This window comes from Ensifer sp. CCNWLY38 (genome assembly GCF_037120565.1).
In the GTDB taxonomy this organism is placed as follows: Bacteria; Pseudomonadota; Alphaproteobacteria; order Rhizobiales; family Rhizobiaceae; genus Ensifer; species Ensifer adhaerens_H.
The window spans coordinates 463,120-487,557 of the sequence record NZ_JBBBBO010000001.1; the positions used below are offsets into that span (position 1 = coordinate 463,120).

General features: G+C 62.1%; 22 protein-coding genes. 11 read left to right on the forward strand and 11 right to left on the reverse strand.

Features of this window, described 5'->3' with window-relative positions:
• The 3 genes from V7S54_RS02330 to V7S54_RS02340 all read right to left on the reverse strand — a co-directional run bounded on the left by V7S54_RS02330 (position 1) and on the right by V7S54_RS02340 (position 3,258).
• Positions 1-912 (reverse strand): ABC transporter permease subunit, encoded by a 912-nt coding sequence (locus tag V7S54_RS02330; RefSeq protein WP_065372776.1) that lies wholly within the window; start codon positions 910-912, stop codon positions 1-3.
• Positions 913-916: 4 nt separating this feature from the next.
• Positions 917-2,059, reverse strand: coding sequence for an ABC transporter ATP-binding protein (locus V7S54_RS02335; protein ID WP_065372777.1), 1,143 nt, complete (start codon positions 2,057-2,059; stop codon positions 917-919).
• A 104-nt stretch (positions 2,060-2,163) separates the two neighbouring features.
• On the reverse strand, positions 2,164-3,258 hold the full coding sequence (locus V7S54_RS02340; RefSeq protein WP_065372778.1) for a polyamine ABC transporter substrate-binding protein: 1,095 nt from the start codon (positions 3,256-3,258) through the stop codon (positions 2,164-2,166).
• Positions 3,259-3,351: 93 nt separating this feature from the next.
• Here V7S54_RS02340 and V7S54_RS02345 point away from each other — a divergent pair, with 93 nt between their 5' ends.
• Positions 3,352-3,546, forward strand: coding sequence for a hypothetical protein (locus tag V7S54_RS02345; RefSeq protein ID WP_065372779.1), 195 nt, complete (start codon positions 3,352-3,354; stop codon positions 3,544-3,546).
• 55 nt (positions 3,547-3,601) lie between these two features.
• Positions 3,602-4,585, forward strand: a complete 984-nt coding sequence (locus tag V7S54_RS02350) for a fatty acid desaturase family protein (protein ID WP_336408037.1) — start codon at positions 3,602-3,604, stop codon at positions 4,583-4,585.
• On the opposite strand, the gene V7S54_RS02355 is transcribed toward V7S54_RS02350, so the two are convergent.
• Positions 4,579-5,988, reverse strand: coding sequence for a helix-turn-helix domain-containing protein (locus tag V7S54_RS02355; RefSeq protein WP_065372781.1), 1,410 nt, complete (start codon positions 5,986-5,988; stop codon positions 4,579-4,581). The two genes, V7S54_RS02350 and V7S54_RS02355, sit on opposite strands and share 7 nt — an antisense overlap.
• Before the next feature lie 228 nt (positions 5,989-6,216).
• On the opposite strand from V7S54_RS02355, the gene aceA reads away from it, so the two are divergent.
• The 3 genes from aceA to V7S54_RS02370 all read left to right on the forward strand — a co-directional run bounded on the left by aceA (position 6,217) and on the right by V7S54_RS02370 (position 9,216).
• A complete protein-coding gene (aceA, locus tag V7S54_RS02360) occupies positions 6,217-7,506 on the forward strand; it encodes an isocitrate lyase (protein WP_065372782.1) in 1,290 nt (429 codons plus the stop codon).
• Between the two features lie 79 nt (positions 7,507-7,585).
• Entirely contained in the window at positions 7,586-7,825 is a 240-nt protein-coding gene (locus tag V7S54_RS02365) for an SMc00767 family acetate metabolism repressor (protein WP_034800815.1), read from the forward strand.
• 281 nt (positions 7,826-8,106) lie between these two features.
• On the forward strand, positions 8,107-9,216 hold the full coding sequence (locus V7S54_RS02370) for a helix-turn-helix transcriptional regulator (protein ID WP_065372783.1): 1,110 nt from the start codon (positions 8,107-8,109) through the stop codon (positions 9,214-9,216).
• A gap of 69 nt (positions 9,217-9,285) precedes the next feature.
• Here V7S54_RS02370 and V7S54_RS02375 read toward each other — a convergent pair whose 3' ends face one another.
• Positions 9,286-10,167 (reverse strand): LysR family transcriptional regulator, encoded by an 882-nt coding sequence (locus V7S54_RS02375; protein ID WP_065372784.1) that lies wholly within the window; start codon positions 10,165-10,167, stop codon positions 9,286-9,288.
• 104 nt (positions 10,168-10,271) lie between these two features.
• On the opposite strand from V7S54_RS02375, the gene V7S54_RS02380 reads away from it, so the two are divergent.
• Positions 10,272-10,460 carry a hypothetical protein gene (locus V7S54_RS02380; protein ID WP_141679279.1) on the forward strand — a complete coding sequence of 63 codons (189 nt, stop codon included), beginning with the start codon at positions 10,272-10,274 and terminating at the stop codon, positions 10,458-10,460.
• A gap of 96 nt (positions 10,461-10,556) precedes the next feature.
• Here the strand turns inward: V7S54_RS02380 and V7S54_RS02385 are convergent, their stop codons facing one another.
• From V7S54_RS02385 to V7S54_RS02395, 3 genes are all read right to left on the reverse strand, one after another.
• On the reverse strand, positions 10,557-13,079 hold the full coding sequence (locus tag V7S54_RS02385; protein ID WP_065372786.1) for a methyl-accepting chemotaxis protein: 2,523 nt from the start codon (positions 13,077-13,079) through the stop codon (positions 10,557-10,559).
• Positions 13,080-13,431: 352 nt separating this feature from the next.
• Entirely contained in the window at positions 13,432-13,578 is a 147-nt protein-coding gene (locus V7S54_RS02390; RefSeq protein WP_176707518.1) for a hypothetical protein, read from the reverse strand.
• Between the two features lie 235 nt (positions 13,579-13,813).
• On the reverse strand, positions 13,814-14,998 hold the full coding sequence (locus V7S54_RS02395; RefSeq protein WP_065372787.1) for an NAD(P)/FAD-dependent oxidoreductase: 1,185 nt from the start codon (positions 14,996-14,998) through the stop codon (positions 13,814-13,816).
• Positions 14,999-15,122: 124 nt separating this feature from the next.
• Between V7S54_RS02395 and V7S54_RS02400 the strand changes: the two genes are divergently transcribed.
• The 5 genes from V7S54_RS02400 to edd all read left to right on the forward strand — a co-directional run bounded on the left by V7S54_RS02400 (position 15,123) and on the right by edd (position 22,155).
• Positions 15,123-16,559 (forward strand): glutamine synthetase family protein, encoded by a 1,437-nt coding sequence (locus V7S54_RS02400; RefSeq protein WP_057251012.1) that lies wholly within the window; start codon positions 15,123-15,125, stop codon positions 16,557-16,559.
• Between the two features lie 15 nt (positions 16,560-16,574).
• Positions 16,575-17,861, forward strand: a complete 1,287-nt coding sequence (locus tag V7S54_RS02405; protein WP_065372788.1) for an NAD(P)/FAD-dependent oxidoreductase — start codon at positions 16,575-16,577, stop codon at positions 17,859-17,861.
• Positions 17,862-17,957: 96 nt separating this feature from the next.
• Positions 17,958-19,433, forward strand: coding sequence for a glucose-6-phosphate dehydrogenase (gene zwf / locus V7S54_RS02410; RefSeq protein ID WP_057251016.1), 1,476 nt, complete (start codon positions 17,958-17,960; stop codon positions 19,431-19,433).
• 8 nt (positions 19,434-19,441) lie between these two features.
• Positions 19,442-20,140 (forward strand): 6-phosphogluconolactonase, encoded by a 699-nt coding sequence (gene pgl, locus V7S54_RS02415; RefSeq protein ID WP_065372844.1) that lies wholly within the window; start codon positions 19,442-19,444, stop codon positions 20,138-20,140.
• 194 nt (positions 20,141-20,334) lie between these two features.
• Positions 20,335-22,155 (forward strand): phosphogluconate dehydratase, encoded by a 1,821-nt coding sequence (edd, locus tag V7S54_RS02420; RefSeq protein WP_065372789.1) that lies wholly within the window; start codon positions 20,335-20,337, stop codon positions 22,153-22,155.
• Positions 22,156-22,250: 95 nt separating this feature from the next.
• Here the strand turns inward: edd and V7S54_RS02425 are convergent, their stop codons facing one another.
• From V7S54_RS02425 to V7S54_RS02435, 3 genes are all read right to left on the reverse strand, one after another.
• Positions 22,251-22,616, reverse strand: a complete 366-nt coding sequence (locus tag V7S54_RS02425) for a GFA family protein (RefSeq protein ID WP_065372790.1) — start codon at positions 22,614-22,616, stop codon at positions 22,251-22,253.
• Between the two features lie 89 nt (positions 22,617-22,705).
• Entirely contained in the window at positions 22,706-23,116 is a 411-nt protein-coding gene (locus tag V7S54_RS02430; RefSeq protein WP_065372791.1) for a hypothetical protein, read from the reverse strand.
• Between the two features lie 229 nt (positions 23,117-23,345).
• Complete coding sequence (locus V7S54_RS02435; RefSeq protein WP_065372792.1) at positions 23,346-24,434, reverse strand: ABC transporter ATP-binding protein; 1,089 nt, start codon at positions 24,432-24,434, stop codon at positions 23,346-23,348.
• Positions 24,435-24,438: the final 4 nt, after the last annotated feature.

Below are 24,438 nucleotides of genomic sequence, written 5' to 3' on the forward strand. Positions count from 1 at the left end.
CTACCTCCCCTCGCTGTCGGCTTTCGCCTGCGCGTTCTGGAAATAGACGATCGGCAGCACCAGGATCAGAAGCAGAATCGTCGCCACTGCCGAGGATACCGGCCAGTCGCGGTTGGCGTTGAACTCGTTCCAGAGCGTCTTGCCGATCATCAGCGTTTCCGAGCCGCCGAGCAGGTCGGGGATGACGAACTCGCCAACGGCCGGGATGAAGACGAGCAGGCAGCCGGCGACCACGCCCGCCAGCGACAGCGGGAAGGTTACGCGCCAGAAAGCGGAAAACGGCGTGCAGCCGAGGTCGAGTGCCGCTTCGGTCAGCGAGTGGTCCATCTTCTCGAGCGAAGAATAGATCGGCAGCACCATGAAAGGCAGGTAGGAATAGACGATGCCGATATAGATCGCCCAGTTGGTGTTGAGGATGATCAACGGCTGGTCGATGACGTTGATGCTCATCAGGAACTGATTGAGCAGGCCCTCGGGCTTGAGGATCGCGATCCAGGCGTAGACGCGGATCAGGAAGCTCGTCCAGAACGGCAGGATCACCAACATCAACAGCGTCGGCCGAATGGTCTTCGGCGCCTTCGCCATGCCGTAGGCCAGCGGATAGGCGATCAGCAACGTGAGAACCGTCGAAACGCCCGCGATGATGACGCTCGATACATAGGCGTTGAAGTAGAGAACGTCTTCGGTCAGCCAGACGTAGTTGTCGAACGAGAATTCCCGCGCCTTTTCGAGGATTCCGGACAGGCCGCCAAAGAGATCGAAGACCGGCGTATAGGGCGGCATCGCCACTGCCGTCTGCGACAGCGAAATGCGGAAGACGATGAAGAAGGGGATGAGGAAGAAAAACAGCAGCCAGGCATAGGGGATGATGATGACGAGGCGGCTGAAGAGAGCGGATGCGACGCGTGTCATGCTCTCAATCCTTCAGAACGACGCCGGCGTCTTCGCCGAAGGAAATCCAGACCTCCTGGTCGTAACCGAGCGCATCCTCGACGGCGCGCACCGCGTTCAGCAATGATGCCTTGATCACCCTCCCGTCCTTCAGTCGCACGTGGAAGACCGTCATGTCGCCGAGATAGCCGATATCCCAGATCTCGCCCTGGACGGCGTTGACCGGCGCATGCGCCGGGGGCTGCCGGCTGACCCGGATCTTCTCCGGACGGACTGCGACAGCCGATTTCGCGCCGGCCGCCGGCGTTTCGGCGGTTGCCATGCGGATAGGGAAGCCATTGGTGCCCTCAAGGCGCACATAGCCGCCCTCGGCTCCGGCAACCGCGCCCTCGAAAATGTTCACATCACCGATGAAGTCCGCGACGAAGCGGGAGTTCGGCGCCTCGTAGATTTCCGCGGGCGTTGCCACCTGCGCGACCTTGCCATGGCTCATGACCGCGATACGGTCGGCCATGGTCATCGCTTCTTCCTGGTCGTGCGTGACCACGACGAAGGTCAGGCCTAGCTCCTGCTGCAGATCCATCAGTTCGAACTGGGTTTCCTCGCGCAGCTTCTTGTCGAGCGCGCCAAGCGGCTCGTCGAGCAACAGGACCTTGGGGCGCTTGGCGAGCGAACGCGCCAGGGCCACACGTTGGCGCTGGCCACCGGAAAGCTGGTGCGGCTTGCGCTTTGAGAACTTTTCGAGCTTCACCAACTTGAGCATCTGGCCGACGCGTTCGGCGATATCGGCCTTCGGCATGCCGTCCTGCTTCAGGCCGAAGGCGATGTTGTTCTCCACCGTCATGTGCGGGAACAGCGCGTAGGACTGGAACATCATGTTAACGGGCCGGCGATAGGGCGGAATGCCGGCAAGGTTCTGTCCGTCGAGGATGATTTCTCCCGATGTCGGCTGCTCGAAGCCGGCGAGCATGCGCAGCAGCGTCGACTTCCCACAACCCGAGGCGCCGAGAAGGGCGAAGAATTCGCGCGTATAGATGTTGAGTGAGAGATCGTCGACGGCGATGAAGTCGCCGAACTTCTTGGTGACGTTCTTGACGGAAATGAATGGCTTGGAAGCGGGATCCGCCCAGGGGGCAAAGGACCGCCGAATACTGCCGAGAGACTTCATCATCTATCCCCGAATGATACAGCCGATTGGGCGCTCTTGTTTTCCCCGGCGCCCATTAAGAAAATTGCCCGGATTTTGAGGTCCGGGCAATTCGTTTTCCGCTCTTACTGGCCGGTTACTACCTTTGTCCAGAGTCGGGTCAATACCCTCTGTTCCTTCGCCTCGAAGGGCGTCACCGTGAACAGTTTCTGCATCACCTCTTCCGACGGATAGATGGCGGTATCTTCCAGAACGGCCTTGTCGAGGAACTGCTGCGAGGCCTTGTTGCCGTTGGCATAGAAGACATAGTTCGATGCCTTGGCGACCACTTCCGGCTTCATCATGTAGTTGAGGAAGGCATGGGCTTCCTCGACGTGCTGCGCATCGGCGGGGATCGCGAACATATCGAACCACATCTGCGCGCCCTGCGACGGGATCGCGTAGTCGACGGTCACGCCGGCCTTCGCTTCGGCCGCGCGGTCGCGGGCCTGGAAGACGTCGCCGGAGAAACCGACCGCAAGGCAGATGTCACCGTTGGCGAGCGCGTTGATGTATTCCGACGAGTGAAACTTGCGGATGTTGGGTCGAACGCTGGCAAGCAATTCCGCCGCTTTTTCGAGATCCGCCGCTTTGTGGCTATCCGGATCGAGGCCGAGATAGGCAAGCGCCGACGGCATCACATCCGTCGGGGAGTCGAGAACATGGATGCCGCAATCCTTGAACTTGGCAGCCAGTTCCGGCTTGAAGATGACGTCCCAGTTGGGCTTCTCGTCTGTGCCGAGGATTTCCTTCATCTTGTCGACGTTGTAGCCGATGCCGGTGGTGCCCCACATATAGTCGATGGCGTATTCGTTGCCCGGATCGTACTTGGCCGTACGCTCCATGATCACGTCCCACATATTGGCAAGGTTCGGAAGCTTGGACTTGTCGAGCTTCTGGAACACGCCGGCGGCGATCTGGCGCTGCAGGAAGGTCGCCGTCGGCACGACCACGTCGTACCCCGAACCGCCCGCGAGCAGCTTCGTCTCCAGGATCTCGTTGGAATCGAAGACGTCGTAGACGACCTTGATGCCGGTCTCCTTGGTGAAGTCCTCGAGAATGCTGCTGTCGATGTAATCCGACCAGTTGTAGACGTTGACCACCCGCTCCTGCGCCGAGGCAAGCATGGTCGAGCCAGCCAAGACGGCTGCCGCCAGGGTTGTAACTATAAGTTTGGACATACAACTCCCCTCTTTATTTTTTCACGCCGGCATGGCCCGTTCGGGACGCAAGGTCCGGGCCCACACCGCATCGCTCAGGCGGGGAGGTTAGGCATGTTTCTCGATAACCTCAAGCGCTTTCGTGCCAATAAAAAGCGCGGCCGCGTCGGCCGGCGCTTTTCACAAGTCGAGGAAAATCGGGCACTTATGGCGGACCGCCGCGCCGCCGCTCAAACCGCGCAGTGCCACGCTCCGCAATTAACCATGTCGATGCTCGACATGTACAGACCGACGTTTACAATTGATTAACCATGATCGCCGTGCGATTTTCCCGCCGGTTGTGCATCAAGGTTCAGGTATTGCGATGGGCGCGAAGATCGTTGGCGAGAAGGCCATAGGCGGACGAAGCCGCAGGATCGACCCGAAGGAACTGAAACGCCTTTCCGTGCTCAAGCCAAACAAGGCGCTGGGCGCAATCGCTTTCGATTGGGCGATGATCGCAGCGGCGATCGCCGTCAGCGAATATGCCGGCAATCCGCTGGTCTATCTGCTCGCCGTTGTGCTGATCGCCGGACGCATGCATGCACTCGGCTGCATGATCCACGAGGCGGCGCATTACCGCATCATCCGCAATAGAAAACTCAGCGACTGGATGAGCGATCTCGTGCTCGCCTGGCCGGTGCTTGCCACCGTCGACGGCTATCGCCAGAACCATCTCGCGCACCACCAGCATGCCAATACCGACGAGGATCCGGACTGGACGGCGAAGCTCGGCATGCCGCAATTCACCTTCCCGCAGAAGCTTGCTCGCGGCATAACGCAGCTGCTTGGCTACCTCGTTGCGGTCAATTCGCTGCGCGACATGCTGCACATGGCCAAACGCATGGGAAAGAACGACCGCTCGACGCTTCAATACAAGCTGCTGCGCATCGGCTTCTATGTGGCCGCCGCAGCGATCTTCACGCTGTTCGGCATCTGGCGGGAAGTGGCGCTCTACTGGGTGGTGCCGTTCCTCACCTTCTTCTGCCTGTTCCTTTATATACGCAGCGTCGCCGAGCACTTTGGCAGTATGGACTATAGCGACGAGTTGACGAGTTCACGCACGGTCTATCCGCATGCCTGGGAGAAGCTGTTCTTCGCCCCCCACAACATCAACTATCACCTTGAGCACCACCTCTATCCGGGCGTGCCCTTCTACAACCTGCCGGAACTGCACGCGATCCTGATGCGCAACAAGGCCTATGCGGACAAGGCGCATATCACCCGCGGATACACCACGGGGCTGCCGGCGGAATGCTTCGCGCCGGATGCACCGCTGCTGCCGAACCAGCATCCCGTCAGCTACTGAAAATCGAAGACGCTGAGCCCTGTCGCCATCTCATCGAGCCCCAGCGGCCGTGTAACCGGTGGCTCGGCGCGTGCGAGACAGCCCTGCCGCTCGCAGAGCCGGCAGGCGGCACCAATCGCGACCGCCGGCAGCATCGCCGAACCGTAGACCACCTCATCAGCGAAGGACGCTTCGCAACCGAGGAGCACGGCCGTGCGCCGAACCCGCTCCTGGAACGCCGCCTGCGGGCCATCCAGCGTGCGCGCCACGGTCAGAAACGCGGCACCGTCGGGCATTTCGACACGATCGACCAGAACCTGCCCCGGCACCGAAAAGGCGGCGTGGATATTGAGCTTCGGACAGCCGCCGCCGAACTTCGCCTGCGGGAAGCCTGATGCGCCGGCCCGCCGCAAGCGGTGGCCGGCATTGTCGATCTCCATCAGGAAGAAGGGCACTCCTTGCGCGCCCGGCCGCTGCAGCATGGTCAGCCGATTGGCGGCCTGCTCGAAGGAGACCTGAAAGCGGGCACGCAGCACGTCGACATCATACTTCGCGCGCTGCGCGGCGGCGAGGAATGCGGCATAGGGCATCATCAGTGCATGCGCGCCATAGCGCGCAAGCTCGAAGCGGGCGATGCGGCGCGCCTCCGCCGTCGAGAAGCGCAAGGGTTCGAGTTCGGCGATGATCGCTTCGTGGCAGGCAATCGACACCGCCTCCATGGCGATCTCGCGGAGCTGGTCATAGGGCGACAGCCGCTCGGAGATGAAGAGGCGCATGGAATGCCGGTCGAAACGGCGGCGCAGATTGGGCATGGCATGCACCGGCAGGCTGCGCACCACCAGGCCATGCTCCTTCTTCAGCCAGTTCTTGAGCGCGCCCACAAGGTCATCGCCTGGCGACAGCGCCTCATGAAAGGCTTCCGCCGCTGCCTCGAGCGCGGCGAAATGGTTGGGCCTGGCCTCGAAGGTTTCGCGCACCTCGTCCATCGGCAGCCGCGTGCCCGAAAGCGCCTCCATGTGCCCCTGCCCCGCCAACAGATCGGCGAGATCCTTGAGGCGGGCCGCCTGCTCGCGATAGGCGCGATAGAGCTTGACGACGCCACCGGCCGCATTGGGGGCGGCTTCAGCCACCTCGATCAGCTCCTGCTCTCCGGGCAGTTCGGCCGACAGCAGCGGATCGGCGAAAACCTCGCGCAATTGCGCGAGGCTGCCACCAGTTTCCCCCTGCAATTCGTCGAGATCGACCTTGTAGACCGACGCGAGTTTCAAAAGCAGCTGCACGGTCAGCGGCCGCTGATTGCGCTCGATCAGATTGAGGTAGGACGGCGAGATGCCGAGGGCCTCGGCCATGGCCGTCTGTGTCAGCGACAGGCCGTTGCGGATGCGCCTCACACGCGGCCCGGCGAAGATCTTGTTCTCGGCCATTTGTAACTACCTTTACAATCTGCAAAGCGCACGGCGATTTACACCTTTTACAAATTTACTTCGCACACCTGTCAAAGGCAAGACAAGATAACCCTTTTGATCACGCCATTTCATTGTTTCCCATAGCCGAATACCGCAGCGCAATGTAAAAACTGTCACATGAACTCGAAACACAAAGCGCCGTGCGACGAAAGTCGAATGGATGTTCGATTTTGACAGGAGGATGTAATGACTGATTTTTACAAGCTTGTTCCCAGCGCACCGCAAGGCCGCTTCGATGGCGTCGAACGCCCCTACACCGCGGAGACCGCGAAGCGGCTGCGCGGGTCGGTCGAAATCCGCTATTCGCTGGCCGAAATGGGCGCGAACCGCTTGTGGAAACTCATTCACGAGGATGACTTCGTCAACGCGCTCGGAGCGCTCTCGGGCAACCAGGCCATGCAGATGGTCCGCGCCGGCTTGAAGGCGATCTACCTTTCGGGCTGGCAGGTTGCTGCCGACGCCAACACCGCATCGGCGATGTACCCCGACCAGTCGCTCTATCCGGCCAATGCCGCACCGGAGCTTGCAAAGCGCATCAACCGCACGCTGCAGCGTGCCGACCAGATCGAGACCTCCGAAGGCAAGGGCCTTTCGGTCGACACCTGGTTCGCGCCGATCGTCGCCGACGCGGAAGCCGGTTTCGGTGGCCCGCTCAACGCCTTCGAGATCATGAAGGCCTTCATCGAAGCGGGGGCCGCCGGCGTCCACTACGAAGACCAGCTCGCTTCGGAGAAAAAGTGCGGCCATCTCGGCGGCAAGGTTCTGATCCCGACGGCCGCCCATATCCGCAACCTGAACGCAGCACGACTGGCCGCCGACGTCATGGGCACGCCGACACTGGTCATCGCCCGTACCGATGCGGAAGCGGCAAAGCTTTTGACCTCCGACATCGACGAGCGCGACCGTCCCTTCGTCGACTATGACGCCGGGCGCACGGTCGAAGGTTTCTACCAGGTGAAGAACGGGCTGGAGCCCTGCATCGCCCGGGCCATCGCCTATGCGCCGCATTGCGACCTCATCTGGTGTGAGACCTCCAAGCCAGATCTGGAGCAGGCCCGCAAGTTCGCCGAGGGCGTGCACAAGGCGCATCCGGGCAAGGTGCTCGCCTACAACTGCTCGCCGTCGTTCAACTGGAAGAAGAACCTCGACGACGCGACGATCGCCAAGTTCCAGCGCGAGCTGGGCGCGATGGGCTACAAGTTCCAGTTCATCACGCTTGCCGGCTTCCATCAGCTGAACTTCGGCATGTTCGAACTGGCGCGCGGCTACAAGGCGAGACAGATGGCCGCCTATTCGGAACTGCAGGAAGCGGAATTCGCCGCCGAGGTCAACGGCTATACGGCGACCAAGCATCAGCGGGAAGTCGGCACCGGCTACTTCGACGCCGTTTCGCTGGCAATCACCGGCGGTCAGTCCTCGACGACCGCGATGAAAGAATCGACCGAGCACGACCAGTTCCGCCCGGCCGCAGAGTGAACGGCAGGGGAGCGTGGCAATCCCTGCCCGCCGCGCTCCCCGAGCAATTCAAAAGCCTCGAACCTCAAGGAGAAGTCCAATGACAGTCCAGACACGCGTCAAGGAACGGGCCGAGGAACAGTCTTCGGCGATGACCCCGGACCAGCAGGCAGCGATCCGCATGGTCGCCAACGACCTGCACCGCCTCAACCAGTCCGTGATGAAGGCCGTCGATGCCGGCGTTTCGGTCGAACTCGTCCGCTCGGCTCGCCACCACGGCGGCGAAGGGAACTGGGGCGACCTCCTGATCCCGGTCATCGTGACCCAGGGCAGGCCATGACGCTCATTGCGATGACGCTTGCGATGGCCCTGATTTCATCCGTCTCGCTTCGTCCGCTCGCTGCATCTTTCGTCCGAAACACAATTTATCGTTGAACGTAATTAAAACTGCAGCGCGAGATCTCGGCGCACAAGATCAGAAAGGCCGGCAGCGATGCCGGCCTTTCCGTGCTCGAGGTGATCGTTCACGACGCAGCGATCACCGGCAACCCACTATTTCAGGTTGATCGAACCGCCCGCTCCTGCCTATATTAGCCGAACCTACCTTAGGCAGAGATGCGCATGTATCGATCACCGAGAGCTGCCGATACGGCCGAGTTGACGGAGCTGATCTACGGCGCCGCCTTTGGTGACTGTGGCTGGCAGGACTTTCTCGACCGGCTGACGACGACAATGCCCGACGGGCGCTCGGCACTGCACTACCACGATCTCACATCGCCGGCGTCATGCGTGCCCTACGTCTCCGGCTTTACGCCGGAAGCCATCGACCAGTTCAACAACCACTTCGCGGCGATCAATCCCTGGATACCGAAGTCGGTGCTCGTGCCCGTGGGCCGCGGTCTCGCCGGCGAACATATCGTCTCGCGCGCGGACTTGCTGAAATCGGAATTCTACAATGACTGGCTGAAGGGCCAGACCGGCTGCGAGACCACCGTCGGCGTCACCATCGTGCGCAGCCCGACGCGCACATTGCTCGTATCGACCTGTACGTCGTCAACGGACGAAGAGTTCAACCGGCAGGCGGCCGATCAATATACCCTGCTTGCCCCCCATCTGAAGCGCGCCTTCGATTTCCTGCGGCGGCGCGACCTGATGGTGGCTGAGCAGCACGAAGGCCAGACGCTTCTCGATACGATCGGCGTCGGCGTCGTCTATGTCGGCGACAATCTTCGCATCCGCTCCATGAACGAGAGTGCGCAGCGGATGGCGGCGAAGGGCTCACCGTTTCGCGTCACGATCAATGGGCGCCTGTTCATGGAAGAACCGGAAACCAACGCGGCAGTGGAGCTTCTGGCCTCGCCGGTCGGCACTCCGGCACAGCCGCAGGTTCGCGTCGTCAGGACCGCGGAGAATGGCGCCTTTCGGATCACGCTCGTCCGGCGGACCGCCAGTATCTTCACCGAACTCCTCGATGGCCCCACCGTCGCGGTGCTGGTCGAGCCGGCGTCCTCGCTGGTTTTTGACCAACGCCTCGACCACCTGAAAGACAGCTACGGCCTCACGCCGGCCGAAATCCGCATCGCGACCGGCGTCGCCGCCGGCCTGACGCTGAAGGAAATGTCGCATGCCAACGGCGTCAGCTACGAGACGATCCGTACCCAGCTTAAAAGCATTTATGCCAAGACCCGGGTCAATTCGCAGGCCGCCCTCGTCAAGCTCCTGATGCGCTGACCGAAGCCTCCGCCGTGCAACTTGGTATCCCGCACCCGCCGGCAGAGACTTAGGCCGGCTTCACGGCGCTCAACCGCGACGCGGCCGTTTTCCGGCAAAGACGTCGGCATGGCTACGCAACAGCTTCGTCATGCGGTCGACCACCGTGCGGATTTCCCTTCGGTGGCGGTCCTCGTTGTTCATCACGATCCATTGCCGGTGCCTGAGCGCCGGGATCTCATCGCCCGCCCGCTCCAGCATCGGATCGAGGTCGCCGACGAAACAGGGAAGCACGGCGCAGCCGGCACCGGCACGGGCGAGATCCAAGAGCGAGCGCGGCCTCGTCACCGTGGCGACGATGCGCCCCTCAGCCCGCCCTTCTACCTGCTCGTGCGGCCAGCGAAGATAGGCCGAGATCGCCTCTTCCGCACCGACGGCCACCCATCGCGCATTGGCGGCGGATGGCGCGTTCTTCCGGCGATAGGCGGCATAGGCGAGTTCGCCGACCGGGCTCGCTGCCAGGTAGCTTTCCTCCGGTTCGAAGGCGCGGATGCCGATATCCGTCTCGCGGTAGGCAAGGCTGGCGCGCGTCTCGCCAATGGTCATCGCCAGGCCGAAGCCGTCCCTTTCGGTACAAAGCGCCGGGAAGTTCTCTGCCAGGAACCAGGCGATCCAGGTTCCGAGCGTGATGCGGACGGTCACGCCTTCGCCTTCGCGCCGCCAGCTCTCGACCCGGCGCGCCGCCGCTTCCATCTCCTGAAGCTGCTCGAAGAGGAGTTCGCCGTCGCCGGTGAGTTGGTATCCGGTCTGGCTGCGCAGGAACAGGGCGCGGCCCGTCCGCTCCTCGAGCTCCAGCATCCGCCGCCCGACCGTGGCCGGGCTCGAACCGAGCGCCTGTGCCGCGCCGGTCAGGCCGCCGGTGCGCGCCACGCTCATGAAACAGCGGTAGATATCCCAATCCAGGTTTTTCATAGCTGAAAAATATAGGGCGATATCCGGTGTATGTAAAACTGCTTTGGATGCATAAAAGAGGTGATGCCCACCAAATGAGGAGCATCACCATGGAAATGATGGCAATGGTCTATATCGCCGACATGGCCTTGAAGAACCGGCGTTGGGACGAAGACTTCGATCCGAAGCCGCCGGGATATTTTCGGCGCTTCTTGAACGCCCTGTCCGTCAGGATTGCCCAGCGGCGCATGAGGCGCCTTGACGCTGAAAAAAAGAGCACCGCGGAGCCCTGCGGCCACGCGGTGCAATGTTAGCCCCTGCCCTTGTTATGTCGCACGGCGATACCGGTTTGCCGTGCCTTCGCCTGAAGGCGGAAAGTCCGCCGTCAGCGATTTCGATTGCCGGTCGCCTCAGGCCGCCCGGGAATTGTAGTCGTCTGCCTGCGGCTCCAGCCGGAACTGCTCGACAAGCATCATCAACGTGTCGGCCTGGTGTGCGAGCGACCGGCTCGTCGCCGTCGCTTCCTCGACCATGGACGCGTTCTGCTGTGTCATCTGGTCCATCTGGTTGACCGAGCCGTTGACCTCGTTGAGCGCAACGGCCTGATCGCGGCTTGCGGTCGCGATCATCTCCACATGCTGGCTGACGGTGACGATCTGCGCGCTGATCGATGCCAACACTTCGCCCGTTTCCTTGACCAGGTGCGAACCGGCATTGACCTCGTTCGTCGACTTGTTGATGAGCCCCTTGATCTCGCGCGCGGCCTCTGCCGAACGCTGCGCCAGCTCACGCACTTCCTGAGCGACAACGGCAAAACCCTTGCCTGCTTCACCCGCACGCGCTGCCTCGATGCCGGCGTTCAGCGCCAACAGGTTCGTCTGGAAGGCGATGTCGTCGATAACCTCGATGATCTGCTCGATCTGGCGCGAGGCCTCCTCGATGCGTCCCATGGCGGCGATCGCGTTGGTGACGACGGTCGCCGAGCTGTCGGCACTGCGCTTCGTCTGGATCACGGCATGGTTGGCTTCGCCGGCACGCTCGGCCGAAGAACGAACGGTCACGGTGATCTGGTCGACCGCAGCGGCGGTTTCTTCAAGCGATGCCGCCTGGGCTTCCGTCCGCTTCGACAGCGAATCGGCTGCATGGTGCATGCTGGAACCGCTTTCCTGGATCGCCTGCGCATTGGCACGGATCTGGGAGAGCGTGTCCTGCAGCCGGATCAGCGAGCCATTGAAGTCCTCGCGCAACTGTTCAAGACGACCGTGGAACGGAACCTCAATCTGGCGCGAGAGGTCGCCCTGCGCGAGACGGCCGAGACCGGCGGCAAGCTCGCTGACGGCCAGATCGATCTGGCGGTCGAGTTCGCGCTTTTCCTGATCGTTGCGGCTGCGCTCCATTTCGGCGCGGGTACGCTGCTCTTCGCTCTCGGCCTCGATACGCACCTTGGAAAGCGCGTTCTCCTTGAAGACGCCGAGCGCGCGCGCCATGTCGCCGATTTCGTCGCGACGGGCGTCGCCGTCGATCGCGGTGTCGAGGCGGCCATCGGCGAGGCGACGCATGGCAGCGGTGATCTGGCCGATCGGCTTCTTCAGCGTCAGCGTCAACGCAATGCCGGCGAGTAGCGCGATGACGACGCCGCCGACGGTTGCGGCCACCGAGATCTGGTTTGCTTCCTGGCGTTCTGTTCCGGCGGCCACCTTCTGCTGCTCGGCAAAGCCGGTGAGATCGCCCCAGATCTGGTCGATCGATTGGCCGGCAGCGTCGAAGTCGGCGGTCCGCTTGACGGTGATTTCGACGAGCGCCGCCGGGTCCTTCTTCATCGCGGTGAGGATCGGCATCAGGGTGTCGGCAATCTTGTCGAAGGAAGCACCGTCACTGGCGACGCCGCGCAGCGTCGCCATGTTCTGCTGGACGGCGAGCGACTTGTCGAGCAGCTTCTTACGGTTGTCCTCAGTCGTCTGCCCCATGAAGGTCGCAGCCGAAATCTGGATATCGGTGATCGACGACGAAAGCCGACGGGTCGCGGTCAACACCGATTCCGTGCTGACGATCTGTTCGTCGAGTTCGGCGAAGATCCGCGTCGCGTCACGCATCTTGCCGACCGATGCCGCCTCCAGGCGGAAGCTCGCAGTGCGGAAACGGTCGACATATTTGGAGATGCCGGCAAGCGTCTCCGGGCCGGCCGGCGCCTTCAGCAGCGCGCCGATCTCGCTCGAGGCCGAAGTGATCGTTTCGGCAAGCGACTTTTCATCCTTCGGCAGCAGGCGGAAGATGTCGCGCTCGGTGCGGCCGATCATCGGGAAGCGTTCCTTGACCGCCTTCAGCTTGTCGTCGACGGTGATCGCCTTGCTGACCTCGGTGCCGAACTCGTTGAAGAAGCGGCTGGCGCGCATCAGCTTTTCGGCTTCGCGCAGCATGGTCTTGGCAGCGTTTTCGTTCTTCCGCACAGCATATTGCAGCCGGTTCGATTCCTCGTTGATCTTGGAGCGCTCGATCAGCAGCGCGTCGAGGTTCGCCGCCATCGCTGCGCGCAGCTCCTGCTCGCCGACATGCAGCTTCCAGAGGCCATCGATGCGTGCCTCGATGTCGTTTGTCGCGGCGATTGCGGCCGTCAGCTCATCCTGGCCACTCTGACCGGCGACCTGTGCGGCCGTTGCCGCAAGCACGTCCTTCTGGGCCGAAATCTTTGACTGGACGGCTTGCCTGGTTTCCTCGGTCGTCGAATGCAGGAAGGCGTTCATGCCCGCATAGACATCCTTGAAGCCGCTCAATGTCTGCAGCACGCTGTTGGAAATCTCCATGCGGCCCTGAAGCAGGCCGGATGCATAGAGGCCGGTGATACCGACGGCACAGATGCTGACGACGAAGGGCAGGATGAAAAACAGCACCTTCGTCTGGATCTTGAAACGGGCAAGAATTCTATCAATGAACATTGAAAACACCTTGGCTCGCAGCTCGCATTCGCCTCCCCGGCAGCTCGGGACGTCTGCGCATTCAACGACGGGGCGTGAAGGCGCGAACGATCGAGAGCCACCCGATGCGCAAACAGGCTGATGTTTTTCGGAAAATCATACGGCGCACGCCGCAAGTCCGTCGGCAATCATTGCGGATCCGCGTCACCCCTCCAGGCAATGCGAACCTGACGAAACTCACATCGTCGTACTATCTAATTTGAACGATTAAAATTTATATAAGCGTGTTTCACCTGCGGCAGAAAATCCGAAGGGGCGCAGGGCGCTTCAACTGCGCCCGAGGAACCGGCCGTCGAGGGCCGGTTGCCTGAGATCAGAACCAAAGGGCCGGAAGGGCTGCAAGCGCGGCTACGGCGAAGAAAGCGATGAGGGCGAGGCGCGTGGTGGCGGCCTTCTGCTGACGGCTTTCATCGGTGCGGGCGACCGCGATGGCGCGGGGACGGCGGCGTGGTTGGTTCATGGCATCCTGTCCTTGTCACATTCACCGGCAACCATCGGCCCGGATGAACCGGCTTGCCAGTCACACATATATTGCAGCCATGCCGGGGCGGAGGAAAGTCAAAAAATAGGAAACAGTGTTATTTCCGTTTACGCGACAATCCGATCACACCAACCGCCGGCTGTGCCGACGAGAATAAAGGTTCGATCAGAGCCGTTAACAATCGCTGAAGCACGACCCAACAAAAGCGGGGAGATCAGGCGTCCTGCCCGGCAGCAAAGCCCGATGCCCAGGCCCATTGGAAATTGTAGCCGCCGAGCCAGCCGGTCACATCGACGCATTCGCCGATGAAGAAGAGCCCGGGTACCGCCTTCGCCTGCATCGTCTTGGAATCGAGCCCTTTGGTATCGACGCCGCCGAGCGTGACCTCGGCCGTGCGATAGCCTTCCGATCCGGCGGGCTTGATCGTCCAGGCCTGGATCAAGGCCGAAAGCTGGTTGATCGTTTTGTCCGAGAGGTCGGCAAGCTGACGGCCGGTCAGCTTCGCGCCGTCGGCGAAAAACTGGGCGAGCCGGCGCGGCAGGATATCGCCAAGCGCCGTCTGCACCGCCTGCTTGCCGTGGGTGCGGCGGATCTCCTTGAGGATCGCGGCGATGTCGATATCGGGCATCAGCCGCAACTCGATCTCCTGTCCCTCGCGCCAATAGGAAGAGATCTGCAGGATCGCCGGGCCGCTCAGGCCACGATGGGTGATCAGCACCGCCTCGCGAAAAGCCGTCTTGCCGAACCGGGCTTCGGCGTCGGCTGCGACACCCGCCAGTTCGCCGATCGTTTCGAGCTGCGCCGGATCGAGGGTCAGCGGCACGAGGCCCGGCCGCGTTTCGACGATGCCAAGGCCGAACTGCTCGGCGATCCGGTAAGCGAGCCCTGTCGCACCCATCTTCGGAATCGACTTGCCGCCGCTGGCGATGACGAGCGATTGGGCATCGATAGGCCCCTCATCCGTCATGACGCGGAAGCCCGCCCCGTGGCGTTCGACGCTTTCGATCGTTGTCTCCAACCGCAACTCGGCGTGCACATCCCGCATTTCCGCGAGCAGCATCCTGATGATGTCCTTGGCCGAGTGGTCGCAGAAGAGCTGGCCGAGCGTCTTTTCGTGCCAGGCGATGCCGTGCTTTTCGACAAGGCCAAGGAAATCGCGCGGCGTATAGCGCGCCAGTGCCGACTTGCAGAAATGTGAGTTGGCCGAAAGGAAATTCTTCGGCCCCGCATGGATATTGGTGAAGTTGCAGCGACCACCGCCGGAGATGCGGATCTTCTCACCGGGTGCCTTGGCATGGTCGAGCACAGCCGTGCGGCGGCCGCGCTTGCCCGCTTCGATGGCGCACATCATGCCCGCGGCACCGGCGCCGATGATGACCACATCCTTCTTCTCAGCCACGAAACACCCCAGCTCTTTTGTCTTTCCTTCCCGGTGGCAAAGAAGAAAGTCAATGACCAAGCCCATCTAGCCAATTGCCAATCTGTGGTTATGATGCGTCATCCGAAGCCAAAACCGGTGATTTATGCCCTCCAAGAGAAGTGCTGCCCAACAAACAACGAAAATCAGCAAAACTTCGAAAATACCCCCCGCCTTGCACTCCCTCCGCGGTGTGAAGACCTGGAAGGAAGCCACGGACTGGCTCAAGATCCGCGGCATCGAAGACGTCGAATGCATCACGCCCGACCTTGCCGGCGTGCCGCGCGGCAAGATGATGCCGACCTCGAAATTCACGTCCAACACCTCGCTGGCGCTCCCCTCGGCCGTCTACCGGCACACGATCTCGGGCGAGTATCCTGACGAAACCGGGCAGTTCCGCTACGATTCGCGCGACAGCGACATCAAGCTCGTGCCTGATCTCTCGACCCTTTCGGTCGTGCCCTGGGAGACCGACCCTACGGCGCAGGTGATCTGTGACATCGTCGGTTCGCAGGGCGAGCAGATCAGCTACACGCCGCGCAACGTCCTGAAGCGCGTGGTCGACCTTTATAAGAAGAAGGGCTGGAAACCGGTCGTCGCGCCGGAAATCGAATTCTACCTCGTCGCCACCAATGACGACCCTGACTATCCCCTGCATCCGCCGAAGGGTCGCTCCGGTCGCTCGATCCTTGGCGGTCAGGGCTATTCGATTGCCGGCATCAACGAGTTCGACGAGCTGATCGACGACATCTATCACTTCTCCGAGAAGCAGGGTCTCGAGATCGACACGCTGATCCATGAAGAGGGACCGGCGCAGCTCGAGATCAACCTTCGCCACGGCGATCCGATCGAGCTGGCCGACCAGGTCTTCCTGTTCAAGCGCACGATCCGCGAGGCGGCGCTGAAGCACGGCATCTATGCCACCTTCATGGCCAAGCCGATGCAGGGCCAGCCGGGTTCGGCGATGCACATCCACCAGTCAGTGGTCGAAATCAACACCGGCCGGAACCTGTTCTCGAACCCGGATGGATCGGCATCGAAGGAGTTCTTCCACTTCATCGGCGGCATGCAGCACTACGTGCCGCGCACGCTGGTCATGATGGCGCCCTATGTGAACTCCTTCCGCCGGTTGACGCCCGACATGTCGGCGCCCGTCAATACCGCTTGGGGCTACGACAACCGCACGACCGCCTTCCGCATCCCGGTGTCGGAACCGGTCGCCCGGCGCATCGAGAACCGGCTGCCGAGCTCGGATGCCAACCCTTATCTGGCGCTCGCGGCCTCGCTTGCCTGCGGTTATCTCGGCATCGTCGAACAGCGCGAGCCGACGGCACCGACCGAGGACACGGCCAACGAGGGCGAGATCGACCTGCCGCGCGGCCTGCTCGAAGCTGTGGCACTGCTGGAATCGGCACCATCGCTTGCGGAGGTGCTGAGCCCTGAGTTCATCGCCATCTATGCCGGCGTCAAACGTGGCGAGTTCGAAACCTTCATGCAGGTCATCAGTCCCTGGGAACGCGAATTCCTGCTTCTCAACGTCTGACCTCAGAGGTTCTCCATGCCCTGGCAAAGCCCGATCTCGCCCGGTTACTCCTGGTATGAGGCAACGGTTCCCGATCGACCGGAGTATCCCGCCATGCCGGGATCGCGGAAAGCCGACGTCGCGATCATCGGCGGCGGCTATACGGGGCTGCAGGCCGCCTGGAACCTGGCGCGGCAGGGCGTCGACGTCACCTTGATCGACGCCTGCCGTTTCGGCGACGGTGCCTCCGGCCGCAATGGCGGCCAGTTCGGCACCGGGCAGCGCGCCTGGGCGGACGAGACCGAAGAAAACCTTGGTCATGAGCGGGCACAGGCGCTCTTCGACATGGCGGAGAATGCCAAGCGCTACGTGCTCGACTTCGCAAACACACACGAAATCGACATCGAGTTCGTGCCCGGCCAGCTCTCGGTCGGCCACAAGAAAAGCCTCGAAAAGGACTATCGCGACCATGCGGAAGCGATGGCAACACGCTTTGGCTATCCGCATCTCTCCTTCATGGATCGGGAGGAAACCGCAAGCCGGCTCGGGTCGAGCCATTACCACTTCGGCATCCGCGATGCCGGCACCGGCCATATCCACCCGATGAAGCTGCTGGTCGGGCTGGCGAAGCAGGCCGCCCTTGCCGGTGCCAATCTCTTCGAACAGACGAAAGCCCTGAAGATCGACCGCAGCGGAGGCGCGATCGTCATCACCACCGACCGCGGCACGATCACCGCCGATCGCGTGTTTGTCGCCTGCAACGCCTATATCGGCAACTTGGAGCCGGTGAGCGCCAGCCACGTCATGCCGATCCGGTCCTTCATCGGCGCAACGACGGTGCTTTCCGACCACCCAAACGTCATTCCCGGCGGCGAGTCGGTCGATGATTCGCGCTTCGTCGTACGTTATTTCCGCAAGTCTCGGGACGGGCGGCTGCTCTTCGGCGGCCGTGAGGCCTATACCGCTGACAATCCGCTAGATATCTCGACCCACATCCGCCGGCAGATCAGCGAGATCTATCCGGAACTCGCCAATATCGAGATCACCCATGCCTGGGGCGGCTCCGTCGGCATCACCATGCCGCGCACGCCCTTCTGTCGCGAGGTCATGCCCGGCGTCACCTCCATCGGCGGCTATTCCGGTCACGGTGTGATGCTCTCCAACTATTGCGGCAAGCTCTATGCCGACCTGGCGCTCGGCAAGGATACCGAGCTCGATCTGCTGAAAGCCCTGAAAATCCCGGCTTTTCCCGGTGGTACGCGGTTCCGCTCCGCCCTTCTCTTCCTTGCGTTAAGCTGGTACGCATTACGCGACAGGTTCTGAGAAGCCCTCGCGGCGGCATTTTATTGCGCCGCACCCTAGCGCATTTAAATCGATTAGATTATATGTGTCCGTGACCTGAACAGATCGAGATATCCCATGAGCAGCCAGATCATTCCCGTCGAACCATTTGACTATGTGGTGTTCGGGGGCACCGGCGATCTTGCGGAGCGCAAGCTGTTGCCGGCGCTCTATCACCGGCAACTGGAAGGCCAGATCACCGAGCCGACCCGCATCATCGGCGCGTCGCGCGCAGCACTCAGCCATGAGGACTATCGCAAATTCGCCGTCGATGCGCTGAAGGAACATCTGAAGGCGGACGAGTACAAGGAAGAGGAAGTCGCCAAGTTCGCCGCGCGCCTCTTCTATGTTTCCGTCGACGCCAAGTCGGACCAGGGCTGGGATGCGCTGAAGAAGATTCTCGAAGAGGGCAAGGAGCGTATCCGCGCCTTCTACCTCGCTGTCGGCCCGGCGATCTTTGGCGACATTTCCGAACGCATCCGCGATCACAAGCTGATCACCAAGAATACCCGCATCGTCGTCGAAAAGCCGATCGGCCGCGACCTCGCATCGGCGACCGAGCTCAACGACACGATCGGCAAGGTCTTCCGCGAAGAGCAGATCTTCCGCATCGATCACTATCTCGGCAAGGAGACGGTGCAGAACCTGATGGCGCTGCGCTTCGCCAATGCGCTCTACGAGCCGCTGTGGAACTCCGCCCATATCGACCACGTGCAGATCACCGTGGCGGAAGCCGTCGGTCTCGAAAACCGCGCCGGCTATTACGACAAGGCCGGTGCACTTCGCGATATGGTGCAGAACCACATTCTGCAGCTCGTCTGCTTCGTCGCCATGGAAGCGCCGACCTCGATGGACGCGGAAGCGGTCCGCGACGAAAAGCTCAAGGTTCTGCGCGCGCTGAAGCCGATCACCTCGTCCAACGTCGAACAGGTGACGGTGCGCGGCCAGTACCGCGCCGGCGCCTCTGCCGGCGGTCCGGTCAAGGGCTATCTCGAAGAGCTCGAAGGCGGTGTCTCGAACACCGAGACCTTCGTGGCGATCAAGGCTGAGGTCAGCAACTGGCGCTGGGCCGGCGTGCCCTTCTACATCCGCACCGGCAAGCGCCTTGCCGGTCGCATGTCGGAAATCGTCATCACCTTCAAGCAGATCCCGCACTCGATCTTCGACAACAATGCCGGCCGCATCTCGGCCAACCAGCTGGTCATTCGCCTGCAGCCGAACGAAGGCGTGAAGCAGTCGCTGATGATCAAGGATCCTGGCCCGGGCGGCATGCGCCTGCGCAACGTTTCGCTCGACATGAGCTTTGCCGAGGCATTTGCCGTGCGCAATGCCGACGCCTATGAGCGGCTGCTCTTCGACGTCGTCCGCAATAACCAGACGCTGTTCGTACGCCGCGACGAGGTCGAGGCCGCATGGAAGTGGGTCGACCCAATCCTGAAGGCGTGGGAGGAAACGGGGCAGCAGGTCCAGGGCTATACCGCCGGCACCTGGGGCCCGAGCCAGTCGATCGCGCTGATCGAGCGTGACGGCCGCACCTGGAACGATGCGATATAGGTGCAATGATGACGACAGAGCTTCATACTTTCGAAAACGGCGCGGCATTGGCGGAAGGCCTGGCTGACGCCGTGAGCAGCGCACTTTCTGCCGGCATTGCAGCACGCGGTTCGGCGAGCATCGCAGTCTCCGGCGGCTCGACCCCCAAGGCTTTCTTCAAAGCGCTGTCCAAAAAGGACATCGCCTGGGACAAGGTAACCGTGACGCTCGTTGACGAACGTTTCGTGCCGCCGGAAAGTGATCGTTCCAACCATGGCCTGGTTGCCAGCAACCTGCTTCAGGGCAAGGCGGCCGCGGCCAAGTTCCTGCCGCTCTACCATGCGGCGCCCTCGGCCGAGGCGGCCGCTGAAATCGCAAGCCGGGAAACGGCAGCAATCGGCGCGCCGTTCGACGTCGCCATTCTCGGCATGGGAACGGACGGGCACACCGCGTCGTTCTTCCCGGGCGGATCGCAACTCGCGCGTGCCATCGATCCGGCGACGCCGCGCGGCGTGATCACGATGGAGGCGGAAGGTGCGGGCGAAACCCGCCTGACGCTGACCTTCGCCAGCCTTCAGGATGCGCGGCTTCTGGTGCTACACATCGAAGGCGAAGGCAAGAAGACCGTTCTCGCCAAGGCTGAACAGGCCGGCGACGAGAAGGACATGCCGATCCGCGCGATGCTGCGTCGTGCCGCATCGCCGGTGCAGATTTACTGGGCGCCGTAGATCGACTGCTGTTGGGTCGAATCGGCCCAATATCAAAGTGGAGACACGTTCAGCCGGTGGCGCGCTCCCGCCGGAACGGGAAAGTGTTTCTGAGAACATGCCGGGACGCGACGTGCGCTCTCCCAAGCTCGCCGCGCTCCGGACCGATGACTGGCTGAAGATGAGGAGTCGAAGACTCCGGAACAGGATTTGTCATGTCCGCCGATTCCCGCATTGCCTCGATCACCGCTCGCATCGTCGAGCGCTCGAAACCGCACCGCGAACCCTATCTCGACCGCGTCCGCCGCGCGGCGTCGAGCGGCCCGCACCGCAGCGTGCTCGGCTGCGGCAATCTTGCCCACGGGTTTGCTGTCTGTTCCCCCGCCGAGAAGGTGGCGCTCGCGGGCGACCGCGTGGCCAACCTCGGCATCATCACCTCCTATAATGACATGCTCTCGGCGCACCAGCCGTTCGAGACCTATCCGGCGCTGATCCGTGATGCCGCGCGAGAAGCGGGCGGCATCGCCCAGGTTGCCGGCGGCGTACCGGCCATGTGCGACGGCGTCACTCAGGGGCAGCCGGGCATGGAGCTTTCGCTCTTCTCGCGCGACCTGATCGCCATGGCTGCCGGCGTCGGCCTGTCGCACAACATGTTCGATTCCACTGTCTATCTCGGCGTCTGCGACAAGATCGTGCCGGGTCTCGTCATTGCGGCGCTGACCTTCGGGCATCTGCCCGCCATCTTCGTGCCCGCAGGTCCCATGACCTCGGGCCTGCCGAACGACGAGAAGGCGCGGGTGCGCCAGCTCTTCGCCGAAGGCAAGGTCGGCCGCGACGAGCTGCTCGAAGCGGAATCAAAGTCCTACCACGGGCCGGGCACCTGCACCTTCTACGGCACCGCCAACTCCAACCAGATGCTGATGGAGATCATGGGCTTCCACCTGCCCGGCGCCTCCTTCATCAATCCCGGCACGCCGCTGCGCGACGCGCTGACGAAGGAAGCCGCCAAGCGGGCGCTGGCGATCACCGCCATGGGCAACGAGTTCACGCCCGCCGGCGAGATGATCGACGAGCGCTCGATCGTCAATGGCGTCGTCGGCCTGCATGCGACTGGCGGCTCGACCAACCACACGATGCATCTCGTCGCCATGGCGCGCGCCGCCGGCATCGTGCTCACCTGGCAGGATATCTCCGAGCTTTCGGATATCGTGCCGCTACTGGCCCGCGTCTATCCGAACGGGCTTGCCGATGTGAACCACTTCCATGCCGCCGGCGGCATGGGCTTCCTGATCAGCCAGTTGCTGCGGGGCGGGCTGCTGCACGATGACGTCCGCACCGTCGTCGGACAGGGTCTCGACGCCTACAAGATCGACGTTCGGCTTGGAGCCGACGGCAGCGTCGAGCGCGTGCCGACACCGAAGGAAAGCGCTGATCCGAAGGTGCTTGCGACCATCGACCAACCCTTCCAGCATAGCGGCGGCCTGAAGATGCTGACCGGCAATCTCGGCAAGGCGGTCATCAAGATTTCCGCCGTGAAATCGGATCGCCACGTCATCGAGGCCCCGGCCAAGATCTTCCACGACCAGGCCGAGCTCAATGCCGCCTTCAAGGCCGGCAAGCTCGAGGGCGATTTCGTCGCCGTCGTGCGCTTCCAGGGCCCGAAGGCGAACGGCATGCCGGAACTGCACAAACTGACGACCGTGCTCGGCATTCTGCAGGATCGCGGCCAGCGCGTCGCCATCCTCACCGATGGTCGGATGTCCGGTGCCTCCGGCAAGGTGCCGGCGGCAATCCACGTCACCCCGGAGGCCAAGGACGGTGGCCCGATCGCCCGGATCCAGGAGGGCGACATCGTGCGTATCGACGCGGTCGCCGGAACGATCGAGGTGCTGGTCGAGGACATCGCGCTGAAGACGCGGGTACCTGCGCATGCCGACCTCTCGGACAACGATTTCGGCATGGGCCGTGAGCTTTTCGCGCCGTTCCGGGCGATTGCAGGTGCTGCCGACCATGGAGCGAGCGTTCTCTTCCACTAGGACACAAATAGCGCCGCCTCCTCAGCCGGGGCGGCGGCCTTTTCTAGCGAACTTTTCTTCGAGACAGTGGCGAGCTGGGCGCCCACACTATCCGCTTACGGCAGCGGACCGGGAAACATGTCATTGCGTCCATCGTAGCGTTCGATCTCCAGCGTAAATACATCGACGCCTTCGATGCAGCGGGCATTGATGGAGATCTTGTTGTCCGGATAGCCGCTGCGCATGATCGGCGTCGAGCAGGTCGGGCAGAAGTGATGGCCCTCGTTGAGACCGCGCCAGATGTAGCTCGACAGGCGACGTTTCTCGGTGAGCAGCTTCACCTTGGCGGCGTCCACCTTCCAATGCAGGAAGCCGGAGCGCCGGCAGGTCGAACAGTTGCATTCGACGAGGCCAGAAAGCTCCTCGTCGACCTCGACTGCGATGTCGCCGCAATGGCAGGAAAGCCGATAGGGTCGCTGCATGGTTCCGGTCCCAATCCGTTGAAGAAGACCGCAACCATTCATTGCGCCGACAGGACGGTCAAGCCCCACACCTCAAGCCGCGTTGGGCCTCAGCGGTAGATGTCGAGCGTTCGGTTGCGATGGTTCGGATGGGTGCTGTAAACGAAGATGCGATTGAGATCGCGGTCGGTCAGCAGGCGGAGGAACCGCGCTTCGATGACGTTGTTGGCATGCACGCGCTTCAGCAGGCAGCCGACCATCTGGATGCGGGCACTCGGAATATCGAGATAGAAGTTCTGCGGCAGCTGATACTGCGTCAGGATGCTGATGACGGCGCCGCTTTTGGAGAGCTTGATGATCTCGCAGCGGCGGGAGCTCAACTGCGTCATGCCCTTCTCGGTATATTCGATGCGCGCCTCGTTCCGTGTGTCCTCCATCGGAAAGTTCGCTTCCCGATCGTACATGAAGGACTCTTCCTTGTTCAGGAAGTGCTGCTGCATTACGGGCGCCGCGCCTCTCATCGATATGCCTTTCCTATCCCCTTTTGAAACAGATTAGCGGCAGAGATTTAACAGAGGGTTTGATCCGTAGGTTGCATTGAAAAAACCCGCCCGATTTTACGGGCGGGTCGAGATGAACATCTGCTCGTTAGACAAATCCGGCGGAAGGGCGCTACGCACTTTTCCTGGAATTGATCTTCCAAGCCACAATTCCGGACGGAAAACCGCTGTGCACTTTTCCTGGAGTAGCTTAGGCGCGATAGCTGCGACCGTCAGCATCGAACAGGTGCAGTTTGGCCTTGTCGGCGGTGAAGCGCACCTTGTCGCCGCGATGAACCGGCAGGATGCCGGGAATCTTGGCGATGATCGGCTCCTTCTCGACCAGACCTTCGATATAGAGCAGCGTCACTTCGCCGAGTGCCTCGACGATCGAGATCGTGCCTTCGAACAGGAAGTCCTCGCCAGTAGAGACCTGCAGGTCTTCCGGCCGCACGCCGAAGCTCGCCGTCTTGCCGTTCTGCGATGCGTCCGTGGCTATATCGAGCGTGACGCTCTTGCCACCGGCCAGCTTCACCGTGGTCTGCGCGCCGGTGGCGGTAATCGCCGAGGGGATGATGTTCATCGCCGGCGAGCCGATGAAGCGCGCGACGAAGAGATTGGCCGGCCGCTCGTAAAGTTCCAGCGGCGCACCCACCTGCTCGATATGGCCCTGCGACAGCACCACGATACGGTCGGCGAGCGTCATCGCTTCTACCTGGTCGTGGGTGACGTAGATCATCGTCGTGTCGGCCATCTGCTCGTTGAGCTTGGCGATCTCGATGCGGGTGGCGACGCGAAGAGCCGCATCGAGGTTCGAGAGCGGCTCGTCGAACAGGAAGACCTTGGGGTCACGGCAGATCGCACGGCCGATCGCGACGCGCTGGCGCTGGCCACCGGACAGAGCCTTCGGCAGACGGTCGAGATACTTGGTGAGCTGAAGGATATCGGCGGCGTTGCGCACCCGGCGATCGATCTCCTCCTTCGATTCCTTGGCGATCCGCATGCCGAAGGCCATGTTGTCGTAGACCGTCATGTGCGGATAGAGCGCGTAGGACTGGAACACCATGGCGATGCCGCGCTTCGACGGCGGCACGGTGTTGACCCGCTCGCCATCGATGAACATGTCGCCGCCGGTGATCTCCTCGAGACCCGCGATCATGCGCAGCAGCGTCGATTTTCCGCAGCCGGACGGACCGACGAAGACGATGAATTCGCCCTGCTTGATGTCGAGATTGATGCCGTGAATGACATCGACCGCGCCGTAGGACTTGCGGATATCTTTAAGCAGCAGACCCGTCATTGCA

Excerpts from the sequence above, each read along its gene's own strand:
- V7S54_RS02330 (WP_065372776.1), bottom strand. The coding sequence starts at position 912 with ATGACACGCGTCGCATCCGCTCTCTTCAGCCGCCTCGTCATCATCATC.
- V7S54_RS02335 (WP_065372777.1), bottom strand. The coding sequence starts at position 2,059 with ATGAAGTCTCTCGGCAGTATTCGGCGGTCCTTTGCCCCCTGGGCGGAT.
- V7S54_RS02340 (WP_065372778.1), bottom strand. The coding sequence starts at position 3,258 with ATGTCCAAACTTATAGTTACAACCCTGGCGGCAGCCGTCTTGGCTGGC.
- V7S54_RS02345 (WP_065372779.1), top strand. The coding sequence starts at position 3,352 with ATGTTTCTCGATAACCTCAAGCGCTTTCGTGCCAATAAAAAGCGCGGC.
- V7S54_RS02350 (WP_336408037.1), top strand. The coding sequence starts at position 3,602 with ATGGGCGCGAAGATCGTTGGCGAGAAGGCCATAGGCGGACGAAGCCGC.
- V7S54_RS02355 (WP_065372781.1), bottom strand. The coding sequence starts at position 5,988 with ATGGCCGAGAACAAGATCTTCGCCGGGCCGCGTGTGAGGCGCATCCGC.
- aceA (WP_065372782.1), top strand. The coding sequence starts at position 6,217 with ATGACTGATTTTTACAAGCTTGTTCCCAGCGCACCGCAAGGCCGCTTC.
- V7S54_RS02365 (WP_034800815.1), top strand. The coding sequence starts at position 7,586 with ATGACAGTCCAGACACGCGTCAAGGAACGGGCCGAGGAACAGTCTTCG.
- V7S54_RS02370 (WP_065372783.1), top strand. The coding sequence starts at position 8,107 with ATGTATCGATCACCGAGAGCTGCCGATACGGCCGAGTTGACGGAGCTG.
- V7S54_RS02375 (WP_065372784.1), bottom strand. The coding sequence starts at position 10,167 with ATGAAAAACCTGGATTGGGATATCTACCGCTGTTTCATGAGCGTGGCG.
- V7S54_RS02380 (WP_141679279.1), top strand. The coding sequence starts at position 10,272 with ATGGTCTATATCGCCGACATGGCCTTGAAGAACCGGCGTTGGGACGAA.
- V7S54_RS02385 (WP_065372786.1), bottom strand. The coding sequence starts at position 13,079 with ATGTTCATTGATAGAATTCTTGCCCGTTTCAAGATCCAGACGAAGGTG.
- V7S54_RS02390 (WP_176707518.1), bottom strand. The coding sequence starts at position 13,578 with ATGAACCAACCACGCCGCCGTCCCCGCGCCATCGCGGTCGCCCGCACC.
- V7S54_RS02400 (WP_057251012.1), top strand. The coding sequence starts at position 15,123 with ATGCCCTCCAAGAGAAGTGCTGCCCAACAAACAACGAAAATCAGCAAA.
- V7S54_RS02405 (WP_065372788.1), top strand. The coding sequence starts at position 16,575 with ATGCCCTGGCAAAGCCCGATCTCGCCCGGTTACTCCTGGTATGAGGCA.
- zwf (WP_057251016.1), top strand. The coding sequence starts at position 17,958 with ATGAGCAGCCAGATCATTCCCGTCGAACCATTTGACTATGTGGTGTTC.
- pgl (WP_065372844.1), top strand. The coding sequence starts at position 19,442 with ATGACGACAGAGCTTCATACTTTCGAAAACGGCGCGGCATTGGCGGAA.
- edd (WP_065372789.1), top strand. The coding sequence starts at position 20,335 with ATGTCCGCCGATTCCCGCATTGCCTCGATCACCGCTCGCATCGTCGAG.
- V7S54_RS02425 (WP_065372790.1), bottom strand. The coding sequence starts at position 22,616 with ATGCAGCGACCCTATCGGCTTTCCTGCCATTGCGGCGACATCGCAGTC.
- V7S54_RS02430 (WP_065372791.1), bottom strand. The coding sequence starts at position 23,116 with ATGAGAGGCGCGGCGCCCGTAATGCAGCAGCACTTCCTGAACAAGGAA.
- V7S54_RS02435 (WP_065372792.1), bottom strand. The coding sequence starts at position 24,434 with ATGACGGGTCTGCTGCTTAAAGATATCCGCAAGTCCTACGGCGCGGTC.